This window comes from Chamaesiphon sp. VAR_69_metabat_338 (assembly GCF_031423935.1).
Taxonomy (GTDB): Bacteria; Cyanobacteriota; Cyanobacteriia; order Cyanobacteriales; family Chamaesiphonaceae; genus Chamaesiphon.
Genome location: NZ_JANPGM010000629.1, coordinates 1 through 11,714 on the forward strand (window position 1 = coordinate 1; position 11,714 = coordinate 11,714).

Annotated in this window: 10 protein-coding genes; 5 read left to right on the top strand and 5 right to left on the bottom strand. The window is 49.4% G+C overall.

Annotated elements, in window-relative coordinates:
- The first annotated feature begins 200 nt into the window (after positions 1-200).
- From RMO84_RS17395 to RMO84_RS17405, 3 genes are all read left to right on the top strand, one after another.
- On the top strand, positions 201-629 hold the full coding sequence (locus RMO84_RS17395) for a GNAT family N-acetyltransferase (protein WP_310489698.1): 429 nt from the start codon (positions 201-203) through the stop codon (positions 627-629).
- Positions 630-686: 57 nt separating this feature from the next.
- On the top strand, positions 687-1,340 hold the full coding sequence (locus tag RMO84_RS17400) for a Uma2 family endonuclease (RefSeq protein WP_310489699.1): 654 nt from the start codon (positions 687-689) through the stop codon (positions 1,338-1,340).
- A gap of 93 nt (positions 1,341-1,433) precedes the next feature.
- Positions 1,434-2,057: a retropepsin-like aspartic protease gene (locus RMO84_RS17405; protein WP_310489700.1), complete on the top strand. Its 624-nt coding sequence runs from the start codon at positions 1,434-1,436 to the stop codon at positions 2,055-2,057.
- Positions 2,058-2,160: 103 nt separating this feature from the next.
- Here the strand turns inward: RMO84_RS17405 and RMO84_RS17410 are convergent, their stop codons facing one another.
- Positions 2,161-4,662 (bottom strand): ATP-dependent Clp protease ATP-binding subunit, encoded by a 2,502-nt coding sequence (locus RMO84_RS17410; RefSeq protein ID WP_310489701.1) that lies wholly within the window; start codon positions 4,660-4,662, stop codon positions 2,161-2,163.
- Positions 4,663-4,864: 202 nt separating this feature from the next.
- Entirely contained in the window at positions 4,865-6,796 is a 1,932-nt protein-coding gene (locus RMO84_RS17415; RefSeq protein WP_310489702.1) for a tetratricopeptide repeat protein, read from the bottom strand.
- A gap of 355 nt (positions 6,797-7,151) precedes the next feature.
- Here RMO84_RS17415 and tsaB point away from each other — a divergent pair, with 355 nt between their 5' ends.
- Positions 7,152-7,784: a tRNA (adenosine(37)-N6)-threonylcarbamoyltransferase complex dimerization subunit type 1 TsaB gene (tsaB, locus tag RMO84_RS17420; protein WP_310489703.1), complete on the top strand. Its 633-nt coding sequence runs from the start codon at positions 7,152-7,154 to the stop codon at positions 7,782-7,784.
- Positions 7,785-8,107: 323 nt separating this feature from the next.
- Here the strand turns inward: tsaB and RMO84_RS17425 are convergent, their stop codons facing one another.
- The 3 genes from RMO84_RS17425 to RMO84_RS17435 form a co-directional block, all read right to left on the bottom strand.
- Positions 8,108-8,440 carry a DUF1815 family protein gene (locus RMO84_RS17425; RefSeq protein WP_310489704.1) on the bottom strand — a complete coding sequence of 111 codons (333 nt, stop codon included), beginning with the start codon at positions 8,438-8,440 and terminating at the stop codon, positions 8,108-8,110.
- Between the two features lie 359 nt (positions 8,441-8,799).
- The gene (locus tag RMO84_RS17430; protein ID WP_310489705.1) at positions 8,800-9,828 is read right to left on the bottom strand and encodes a glucokinase; all 1,029 of its coding nucleotides are present in this window, start codon (positions 9,826-9,828) and stop codon (positions 8,800-8,802) included.
- A gap of 214 nt (positions 9,829-10,042) precedes the next feature.
- Positions 10,043-10,165 (bottom strand): hypothetical protein, encoded by a 123-nt coding sequence (locus RMO84_RS17435; RefSeq protein ID WP_310489706.1) that lies wholly within the window; start codon positions 10,163-10,165, stop codon positions 10,043-10,045.
- 23 nt (positions 10,166-10,188) lie between these two features.
- Between RMO84_RS17435 and RMO84_RS17440 the strand changes: the two genes are divergently transcribed.
- A partial coding sequence (locus tag RMO84_RS17440; RefSeq protein WP_310489707.1) for a Clp protease N-terminal domain-containing protein occupies positions 10,189-11,714 on the top strand: 1,526 nt, incomplete at its 3' end.

An 11,714-nucleotide genomic window follows, 5' to 3' on the forward strand; every position in this document is an offset into this window, starting at 1 on the left:
CGCCAGCGCGATGTCTAATTCCGATTGCGATTTGATTGCCGCCATCCCACAGGTATCGCAATAACCATCATCGATCGAGCCATTACAGTTGTTTCGAGTGCAAGTTAGTTTCGACATACGCTAGTAGAGGGTGACGAAGAGGACGATACAGTCAGATAAAAATTCAGGGCGCGAACGAACCATCAAACCATAATATATCAATGATAGACAAGATCTCGCTGGCAATATCGATCGAAGAGATTACTGCGTGTTTTCCAGTAATCAGAGAATTGCGAACCCATTTAGAAATTGCCGATTTTATTACGCAAGTTCAGCGACAGCAACAGCAATTTAATTATCAACTTATATATCTTCGCGTTGATGACAGCATTCAAACCGTTGCTGGATTTAGAATGTCGGAATCGCTAGCTTGGGGCAAATTTCTCTATGTTGACGATCTGGTTAGTAGATCGGAGAGTCGATCGCATGGCTATGGCACAAAATTATTCAATTGGCTTGTAAATTATGCTCGCTCCCAAGATTGCCAACAATTAACATTGGATTCTGGAGTCCAAAGATTTGCAGCACATCGCTTTTATCTCCGCTACCGGATGCAGATTAGCAGCCACCATTTCTCGATCGAGTTATAACTAAACATGTTGAAGTCTAGGCGATATAATTGAGCTAAAGCGATTATCGGCATAGATATGGTAGCCTCGATATCCCTCAACCGCATCAAAATTAGCCCAGGGCAGCGAATTCATCTGCATGATGTGAGCTGGGCAGAATTCGAGCAGATTTTGTTGGAATTGGGAGAGAAGAGAGTTACACGGATTGCTTATGCTGCTGGAGAATTAGAGATTCGGATGCCATTACCAGAACACGAACGGCTGAAAGTCTTAATTAGCAATTTACTCGTCGTGTTGCTGGAAGAATTGGATCTACCCTGGGAGTCTTTGGGTTCGACTACTTTTAAAAACTCTCAGATGAAAGCAGGGATCGAGCCTGACGATTGCTTTTACATCAAAAATTGTCAAGCAATAGTTGGTAAAAAGCGATTAGATTTAGCCATCGATCCACCACTAGATTTAGCAATAGAAATCGATCTAACTTCGCCAACTCAACTTAGTGCCTATGAATCTTTAGGTGTGCCAGAAATCTGGAGGTATCAGCAAAGTAAATTAGCAGTCTTCGTACTCACAGATGGGCAGTATATCGAATCTGCAACTAGTTCGTTATTTCCCTCATTACCAATTAACGAAGGGTTTACACAGATTTTAGAGCGTCCCGAAATATTGATGAGTGAAGCTCGAAAGGAATTTAGGCAATGGGTGCGTCGGAATTTAGCAACAGAAGCATAGATGTATCGATGGCTATATTAGTTAACATAGCTAAAGCGATCGCTGATATTAAAATTATAAATTATAGGTCAGAACCGATTTTTAAGAACTTAGATGACAGTTACTCCAGAACAAGCTAGAGAAATTATCCGGTGGGGAAATCGACATCGCCGCATGTTGAGAGAAAATTATCGTCGTCAATTTGTTGCTTATAGTGCAACGCAATTTTTAGCAGCCGGAACGGATTATCATCAGGTTAAAGCTGAAGCTGAGAAAATAGGCGAGCCGTTTTTAATGGATTGGATGCCTGCTCTAACAGCAGATGTTCAATTTTATTGGGTTAAGTTCTATGGGTTTGCTGGAGCAGAATGGGAACCATTGTATCCAGTAACTCTTACCTGTGAATCTAATAGTGAAGAGATCGTGATGTTAGTAGATTCTGGTGCTCAATTGAGTCTGATTAGTCGGGAAGTTGGTGAATTATTAGGATTTGAGGTGTCTAGAGGAGAACCGATTACCGTCGGGCAAGGCGTTGGCGGTGATGTCCAGTACGTCAAAAGAATTATCAATTTAACGATTGACAATCGTACTTTTCAAGCTCCTGTAGCTTGGTTGCTGACAGAGATTGCAAATGCTCCTCTATTATTAGGCAGAGAGGTTGTATTTGACTTGTTCGATATTAAATTTGTACAGGCAGAGGAAAGAATTGAATTTGAGTGGCGAGGTGAGCATAGCTGAAAATTAAGATTAATAGAAATCGATCGGGAGTTTATGTAGATTGCAAAAAAGGCGTACTGAATAGTACGCCTTTTTTAGCTAATTAGATATTGTCACCAATCGATTACTCGCCAACTGGGGCTAATAAATCGGGTGCCGCAGCGGGAATACTTTCCTGCTTAGGAGTGACGATCGCTTTACCATCTTCGCCGATATCGACGATCGAGGTATCGCCATCTTTGAGGCGACCGGAGAGCATTTCCTCAGCGAGGATGTCTTCGAGTAACCGCATAATTGCACGACGCAATGGACGCGCACCGTAGGCTGGATTGTAACCCTCATCGATCAGGCGATCTTTAAACCTGTCGGTGACTTCGAGCTTAATGCCTTGCTCGGTCAGACGACCGAAGAGGTCTGCGAGCATGATGTCGGCGATTTCTTTGACTTCTGGCTTGGTGAGCTGTTGGAAGACAATGATTTCGTCAAGACGGTTGAGGAACTCTGGACGGAAGTAGTTTTTGAGTTCTTCGTTGACCAAGCTGCGAATCCGGTTGTAAGTAGCTTCGGTTTTGTTGTCCGAGAACTCGAAACCAAGACCGCCACCACCTTTCTCGATTACCTTGGAACCCACGTTCGAGGTAAGGATGATCATGGTGTTCTTGAAGTCTACCGTGCGACCTTTGGCGTCAGTCAGGCGACCGTCTTCTAAAATTTGCAAAAGCATATTAAAGATGTCGGGGTGCGCTTTCTCGATTTCATCGAATAAGACGACGGTATAAGGCTTACGACGGACGGCTTCAGTCAATTGACCGCCTTCGCTGTAGCCGACATAACCTGGAGGCGAACCGATCAGTTTAGAGACGGTGTGGCGTTCCATGTACTCGGACATATCCAAGCGAATCATCGCGTCTTCCGAACCGAAGAAGTAGTTTGCCAACGCTTTGGTCAACTCGGTTTTACCAACTCCAGTCGGGCCGGAGAAGATGAAACTGGCGATCGGGCGATTGGGGTTTTTCAGACCGACCCGAGCGCGACGGATGGCGCGGGAGACAGCCTTGACCGCCTCTTCTTGACCGATCAACCGCTGATGGAGGGTTTCTTCCATATTCAGCAGCTTGACGGATTCAGATTCGGTGAGCTTGCTCACTGGTACGCCAGTCCAAGAAGCCACGATTTGGGCGATGTCTTCTTCGGTAACCTCAGGCATCACGCGATCTTCAGTTTCGTCGCTAGCTTTTTTGTTCTGAGCGATGCTCTTAATTTCGGTTTTGATTTCCAGCTCGCGGTCTTTGAGCGAACCAGCCTTATCAAAATCCTGAGAGCGGACGGCTTCGTCTTTCTCTTTAAGGACTTTGCGCAATTCTTTATCCAGCTCTTTAGCCGCAGCGGGGAGTTGGGAATTGAGGAGGCGGACGCGGGAGCCAGCTTCATCCATTAGATCGATCGCTTTATCTGGTAAGAAGCGATCGGAGATGTAGCGATCGGCTAATTTAGCCGCAGCATCGAGAGCCGCATCGGTGATTTTGAGCTTGTGGTGCTGTTCGTAGCGTTCGCGCAGACCGTGCAAGATCTCGATCGTTTCATCGACACTGGGTTCGCCGACCATGACTGGTTGGAAACGACGTTCGAGTGCGGCATCGCGTTCGATATGCTTGCGGTACTCATCGAGCGTCGTCGCACCGATACATTGCAGCTCGCCCCGTGCTAGAGCGGGTTTAAGGATGTTTGCAGCATCGATCGCTCCTTCAGCAGCACCAGCACCGATCAGGGTGTGGACTTCATCGATCACCAGGATGACGTTACCCGCTTGGCGGATTTCATCCATGATTTTCTTAAGGCGTTCCTCGAATTCACCCCGGTATTTGGTACCAGCAACGAGCAACCCGATATCGAGGGTCACGACGCGCTTATCTTCCAAAATATCTGGGATATCTTGATTGGCAATCCGTTGTGCCAAACCTTCAGCGATTGCCGTTTTACCAACACCAGGCTCGCCGATCAGGACGGGATTGTTTTTCGTCCGCCGACCGAGAATTTGGATGACGCGTTCGATTTCTTTGGCACGACCGACAACAGGATCTAATTTCCCATCATGAGCCATTTGGGTCAGGTTAGAACCAAACTCATCTAGCGTCGGCGTTTTGTTGCTGCCAGTACGTCCACCTGGAGCGGTAGCGACACCAGCTTCAGAGGTTTCACCGAGCATCCGAATTACTTGAGTGCGAACTTTGGTTAAGTCTACACCGAGATTTTCGAGCACTCTGGCAGCTACGCCTTCACCTTCGCGGATCAATCCGAGTAAGAGGTGTTCGGTACCAATGTAGTTATGTCCCAGTTGGCGAGCTTCTTCCAAAGACAACTCTAAAACACGCTTCGCTCTGGGAGTGAAGGGGATTTCAACGGCGACAAAACCCGAACCACGTCCGATAATTTTCTCAACTTCGATCCGTGCATCTTTGAGGTTGATCCCCATCGACTTCAAGACCTTTGCTGCTACGCCAGTACCTTCGCCAATTAATCCCAGAAGGATCTGCTCGGTACCGACAAAGTTGTGCCCCAGGCGACGTGCTTCTTCCTGGGCCAGCATGATTACTTTAATGGCTTTTTCTGTAAAGCGTTCAAACATGGCTGTTTTCCATCCCCTGCTGCTTGTCTTGCGTGTCATTAAATCTTAACACAGTAATTTTGGCGATTGGGTATAGTAATTTGAATGATTGGGTTCGGTAATAACTACTATTTGCGATCGGGAGGGGATCGGGCACTACAGAGATACTTCCAAGGAGAGATTGCTTTTTTTACGCTGTTACTTTTTAGGTTCTGAGTGTTCGCTATAAACTGCCTTCTTCTAGATACTTAGTGAGTAATTGGGGCAAATAATCGTAGCCATCAACCCCGATCGCAGGGATTAAATTGGGGCGATACTGGACGAGTACTTCCTGAAACTGCTCCGGCCCTAATTGCCCCTGCAAAATAGTCGCTAAACTGGCACCCTGCCGCCATTCTTTGGCACCGATTTGATGGAGTTGGTACATCGCCAGACAGCTATAAAAAATCGCTGTTTTAGGCTTCTCTAGGCTGTGATGCGCCTCAGCGAGGTAGGTCAAATTCAGTCCTTGGAGGTATAAATCCCCCACGGCTTGAGCGGCTTTAGTACCTAATTGGAGATACTCGATCGCGCGTTCCGGTTGCCCAATTGTTAGATAAGCCAGCCCAAGGCTGTGATAACCCAGCGCGAGACTCTGTTTGTCGTCTAATGTTTCGGCAAGTTTCAAGCCGCGATCGAGATAACTGATATTCTGCTCGTAGACATCTTCATCCATCAGATCGATCGCGTGTGCGGCCAATACTTCCGAGTAGCCAACATTAGTCAGCGCATTGGCTTCACCCAATTTATCGCCCGTTTGTCTGGCCAAAATCAGGGCGCGTTGACTGTAACTAATGGCTTGGGGATAATCTTTTTGACCGATCGCGATCCGGCTCAAATGATTGAGATTGGCAATCTCACAGGGACGATCTCCAGCTTGATTGGCAATTTCTAGGGCTTCTTGGTGCAGCTCGATCGATCGGGCAATCTGTCCTAAGGCTTGCTGAGAATAACCCAAAATCGTCAATAATCGCCCCTTCTCCTGAGTCCCTGCCACCTGCTTGAGCGGCAGATCGAAGTAAGAGAGCGTATCGCGGAGCGTTTCGCCAGAAAATGCTGCAAAAATTCCACCATATAAGGGAAAATTCGGACGTTGCGCCGCCGTGCGTAAAATTTGCAACGTCACCTGAAAACAAGCCTTGGCGATCGCCTCCCGGTGTCCGCTATTAATCCCCGTCGCGCGACTGATGCCATTGGCTAACTCGCACCAAATCGCTGCAAATGTAATCAGCGTACTAAAAGCCATCCGCTGACCCCAAAGCCGGTCGTACATCTGCGCGTCAAACCAAGCAACCAAAGCAATCTGAATACTTTGCAAAACGATCGCTAGTTCCGTCCACTCCCCTTCATCCCCAGTTGCTTGTGCCGCACAGCGATCGGAAATTGACTGCTGCCGCCCGATCGTGGCAAATAATGCCTGAATGAATGGATTCGCTACTTGTCGCGCCCACAGCGACCAGGGGCCATTCTCAGTGGCTCCACCAAAACCGATTTGCTGACCGCTCTCATAAATCCAGCTCACCAAATGCGGTTCTAAAGCTGGCAAAGACTTCAAGCCGCGATCGAGTCCCAAGGCTAATTGCTTCAACTGCTCGAAATCTGCGGGTTCGAGTTTAACCGTCGCCACCGACTGAAGAGACTTAATCATCAACTCGATCTGCGCGCGCTCTAATTTGCGTTCCTGATTGGGATCTAGTGCTTGCAGGAGCGTATTTAACCGTTCGTTGGGTGCCGCAGCAACGATCCGATCGATCGTTGCATTCACCGCCGCCACGGCTTGACGTTCGTCTTGGAGATTGCCTAACGATGTCTGAATCCAGGTTAGAGCGTTAAGTTTATGCTTTAATTTGGCCTGCTTGACCTCATCGGCTTGGCTGGCAATTTCCCGCTCGATGCCCTGCACCGTCTGGCTCAAACAACCTTCAAAGATCTCGCTCGTCCCCAACTCGATCCGCTCGACCAGGATTTGATAAATATACTCTTTCGAGATAATCTGCTTGCCAGTCAGAATCCGCGTGGCAATCTCATCGATGGTTTGAAGATAGCGATCGCGCAGCGTTTGCGTGCGATCTTCGCGGGGAGCAGTAGATTCAGCATCAGCACCAGTCATAGGCATTTAATTCCGATTTGCAAATGTGCTTTTTGTTATCCTAGCCCGTTCCCCTCTATCATGGGTGATGCTGGATCTTCCAAAGTTCGATCGTCACCCCAAATCCGATTTACAAAGACTTCTTTTGTTAGCGAAACCCCTTCGCCCTCACCCCGCCAAATCCTGCGGCTCTGGCTCCCCTCTGTCTTGTCTCGCTGAACCGTCGGGGAACAAAGGCGTGCGCGAGCCGCTCCCAAGCTTGGGAACGACCCAAATCGCGCTGAGGTCTCCTCCGCGTGCGTTTGGGTCAAGACAGAGGGGTTGGGGGTGAGGGCAAGATGTAGGAACTATCCTCTATCCTCTATCTCCTATCCCCTTCCCCATGAAATACGGACTAGCGATACATACTAGCAGCCCCGCTTTGGGACTATCGATCGGTAGTAGTGAAGACAATCCCCGTTATCGATCGTGGGAATTGGGACGCGAGACATCCAATCTGCTCCATCCCTACCTCCGTGATTTTATCCAGCCCCAAACCTGGCAAGACTTGGGCTGGATTGCCGTCGCCAACGGGCCAGGGGGATTTATGGGGACGCGGCTGGGGGTCGTGACTGCGCGCACGTTGGGGCAGCAGCTCAATTTACCAGTATTTACAGTATCTAGTTTGGCAGCGATCGCGTGGCAACTACCTCACCACGGCTCGATCGCAATCTCGATGTCCGCGCAACGGGATGAGGTATTTGGGGCGATTTATAACTTCAGTCCAGACACACGACAGCTAACGGTGATGCTACCGGATACGGTGATGTCGGCTGGTGATTGGGAAACTCAATTAGCACGGTTGCAGCCAGCCCATCACCACTATGTGCCGCAATCGGCTAATCTAGCTGATACTGTCGTAGGGGTATTAGCTTTGGCGCGAATGGCTGACGAGCGTGGTGAACGTCCGCACTGGGAGATGGCTTTACCTTTTTACGGCCAACACCCAGTGGTTGCATCCTCGATCGGTAAATAATCGGGCGTTGCTGGCTCGAAGTGTGAAACCCTAGAAGAGGGAGCGGGGAGCGGGGGGCGAGGAAAAGATAAGGAATCTGGCTGTAAAAATCGAGAATCATCAAATCAGCAACGCGCTCGCGATCTGATGCGTATTTCTGGCAATATCGATCGATACCAAACCGCGATCGGCAGATTTGCCACTATTACCCTGTCTTGGTGGCATCTGCACGATCGCGATCGAACTATTAAATTTAGATAACTTGTTGGCGGAAAATCTAGCCGCCAGCACAGATCGATTCGATCTGCTGGTGAGAGCATCCAGATCGACTCAATTGGCAGCGACTAGCCGATTAACGCGGGTTCGGGATTCTGCTCCCGCACTTTGAGCAGATCGGCCAATTCTTGTAACTGGGCGATTGCTTCTGCGCCTTCGAGTTTCATTAACTCGCGATCGTCGCGTAACTCTGTCCAGGTAATCCCGTAATCGGATACCAGAAACCGGATCAGGTGATTGGGTGCCAGACTTACCATGAAGTTGGCACTATTCATACGATCGCCACATGTATAGCAAGCAGCCTCATAACCGCGTCGCTCCAAGACAGTAGCTAGAGCTTGAAGGCTCATTACCAGGTCTTTGACAAATTCTTGATGTTGATTTGCTAGTCTAAGAAACATAGACCTCCTTGTATTAGCACCACTGCTATAGATTATAACCTTTATATTTTTTTAATGTTTTCTCATTGACAATCTTAATCGATTAGACAGTTTATGTCGAATTAACTAATATCTCGGCTGGCGGTTGGCGCGAGCCAAGATCTTACTAAACGCTGACAACCTTGATGGGAAGCTAGATTCAGACTCGATCGTCAATGCCGAACGCCCAGGCATTCAGCGAACTCATGTTCTAGCGATACATTAAACTCTGACAGAATACTGAGTCAGAAACTGTTATCGATCGCACACTCATTAGCGATTACTGAATCGGTTAACCGTAATTGCGATCTCAGTCACAGACAAAAAATCGATTTCGATCTCTATGTAGCTAATGCCGCTGCCTGGGCAACCGCACCGAGCAAGCCAACTTGGGGATTGAGGATGATATAGACCGGAATCTTACTCAACAGATCGCTGACTCTTCCTTTCTGATTGAACGCGGCGATGAAGGTGCCATCGACCAATATGGGCAGATTTTTGGCCGCGATGCCACCAGCAATATATAGCCCCGCGTAGGGTAGAGTTTTGAGCGCGAGGTTGCCCGCTTCTGCACCGTAGATCGAGACAAACATTTTCATCGTAGCTGCGGAGAGCGGATCGGTTTTGGCGATCGCCATTGCCGAAATAATGGCACTCGGATCGACAGCATTAGGTGTTGCCGATTCCCAAGCTCTCACTACATTAGTGACGTCCTGTGCTTCAGAAAAGTTGCCAGTATCGCGTAGATATTGGTAAATCGACACGATCCCCGCTCCCGATAGCACCCGCTCTGCTGAAACCCGATCGAGTTGTTTGGATTTGCAGATGTATTCAAACAACTCAAATTCTTGCCGCGATCGAGCGGCAAAATCGGCATGTCCGCCTTCGGTGGCGACAACTCGATAGTCCCGACCGTCATGAATCAGCACACCTTGTCCTAATCCAGTACCTGCGCCGATGATGGCGATCGGTGCCTGGGGAATTGACGTTCCCGATTGGAGTGCGTGCAGGTCGATCGGGTGCAGCCGGGGAATACCATAGCCGATCGCGGTAAAATCGTTGATTAATTTCAACTTCGGGATTTGTAATTCCCGCTCCAGCTCGTCGGTATGAATGTGCCAATCCAAGTTGGGTAAGTAGGAGGATCGATCGACAATGGCACCAGCAATCCCCAAACAAGCACTGACAATCTCGATTGTGCCGAGTTGGACTTGTGCCGCTGCGACAAATTCGCGAACGATGGCAATAATGTTGGGATAGGACTGGCTGTGATACGATTTCTCGAATTGGCTGCGATCTGGATCTGTGGCTGTCACTAGTCTCAAGAGCGTTTTGGTACCGCCCAGATCGCCTGCTAATAGATATGTCATGTCTTTGGAACCTTTGCGGTACAGCGATACAATTTAGATAGGTTCGTTGGCGGAGCCTCTCCCTGGGAGAATCGAGATCTAAGTCGTATTGTCGGCTCAGTCGAGCTGACACGCGAAGTGGCGGCAGCCACATCGAGACATTGAAGGCAGCGGTTTAATCTGTGAATATATTAGTATAGGTGGCCGCAATCTCGCCAGCGATCCCCAATTTATCTCACAGAAACTTTACGCGATCGCCCACAGCCAGACGCAAGTAGTAGATGCGATCGACATTAGCCGCCGCGATCGCCGCCCAACCACCACCGAATTGGCCTTCCTTGATATACTGAACACACACGATCGGACTAATCGCCCCTAGACATGCAGCCTACAGACCCCACCAAATTTACCGACCAAGCCTGGGATGCGATCGTTAAGTCGCAGGATGTAGCCAGGAGATCTTTCAACCAGCAGTTAGAAGTCGAGCATGTGGCGATCGCGTTGTTGGAGCAGCAGGATGCAGCCCCCAAAATCCTCGCGCGCGTCGGCGTAGATGTAGAGAAACTCACGCGGCAGCTTCAGGAATTTACCACGCGCCAACCGCGATTAGATCGGGTCGCGGACTTATATTTAGGCCGAAATTTGGATGCCTTACTCGATCGCGCCGAAGCCGCCCGGGAAAGCTGGCAAGATCGGATTATTGGCGTCGATCATCTGATTTTGGCGTTGAATGAGGACGATCGGATCGGGCGCAGATTACTAAAAGCATTTAATTTCGATCGCGCCCAATTAGAAGCGGCAATTAAGCAGCTGCGCTCTGCCGCACCCAAAGCGAATGCTCCCACGGCTGAAGCTAGCAGTGCGGCTTTACCTAAATATGGGAAAGATCTCACCGAAGCCGCCAGAGCGGGCAAAATGGATCCCGTGATCGGGCGGGATGAGGAGATCAAGCGGGTGGTGCAAGTGCTATCGCGTCGTCAAAAAAATAATCCCGTCTTGATCGGCGAACCAGGTGTTGGTAAAACTGCGATCGCCGAAGGACTAGCTCAACGCATTGTTAATGGCGACGTCCCCGAATCGCTCAAAGACCGCACCTTAATTTCCCTAGATATGGGCAGCTTGATTGCTGGAGCCAAACTGCGCGGTGAATTTGAAGAACGCTTGCGATCGGTACTCAAAGAAGTTACCGAATCGGCAGGACAAATCGTCCTATTTATCGACGAACTGCACACCGTCGTCGGTGCGGGCGGCAACCAAGGCGCGATGGATGCCAGCAATCTGCTCAAACCGATGCTGGCGCGCGGCGAATTGCGCTGTATCGGCGCGACGACGATCGATGAGTATCGCAAATATATCGAAAAAGATCCCGCCCTCGAACGCCGCTTTCAACCCGTTCAAGTCAACGAACCCAGTGTCGAAGATACCGTCTCGATCCTGCGGGGATTGAAAGAACGCTATGAAGTCCACCACGGTGTCAAAATTAGCGACTCCGCTCTAGTTGCCGCCGCCAATCTGTCCAGTCGGTATATTGCCGATCGATTTTTGCCGGATAAAGCGATCGATCTCGTCGATGAAGCCGCCGCTAAACTGAAGATGGAGATTACCTCCAAGCCGGAAGAACTCGAAGCAATCGATCGACGGGTAATGCAGCTAGAGATGGAAAAACTCTCCCTCCAAGGCGAAAATCTGCCCAGTGATGGCTACCACCCCACTCAAGGCCGCTTAGAAAAAATCGACGCGGAGATTGCCACCCTCACCGTTCAACAAGACGAGCTGAACAATCAATGGCAAGGCGAAAAACAACTCCTCGACAGTATTAAAAGCCTCAAAGAGCAAGAAGACCAAATCCGCGTCCAAATCGAGCAAGCCGAACGCGCCTACGACCTGAATACCGCCGCCCAGCTCAA

What these genes read in the sequence shown, in the direction of transcription:
- RMO84_RS17395 (WP_310489698.1), top strand. Translation starts at nt 201, where the DNA reads ATGATAGACAAGATCTCGCTGGCAATATCGATCGAAGAGATTACTGCG.
- RMO84_RS17400 (WP_310489699.1), top strand. Translation starts at nt 687, where the DNA reads ATGGTAGCCTCGATATCCCTCAACCGCATCAAAATTAGCCCAGGGCAG.
- RMO84_RS17405 (WP_310489700.1), top strand. Translation starts at nt 1,434, where the DNA reads ATGACAGTTACTCCAGAACAAGCTAGAGAAATTATCCGGTGGGGAAAT.
- RMO84_RS17410 (WP_310489701.1), bottom strand. Translation starts at nt 4,662, where the DNA reads ATGTTTGAACGCTTTACAGAAAAAGCCATTAAAGTAATCATGCTGGCC.
- RMO84_RS17415 (WP_310489702.1), bottom strand. Translation starts at nt 6,796, where the DNA reads ATGCCTATGACTGGTGCTGATGCTGAATCTACTGCTCCCCGCGAAGAT.
- tsaB (WP_310489703.1), top strand. Translation starts at nt 7,152, where the DNA reads ATGAAATACGGACTAGCGATACATACTAGCAGCCCCGCTTTGGGACTA.
- RMO84_RS17425 (WP_310489704.1), bottom strand. Translation starts at nt 8,440, where the DNA reads ATGTTTCTTAGACTAGCAAATCAACATCAAGAATTTGTCAAAGACCTG.
- RMO84_RS17430 (WP_310489705.1), bottom strand. Translation starts at nt 9,828, where the DNA reads ATGACATATCTATTAGCAGGCGATCTGGGCGGTACCAAAACGCTCTTG.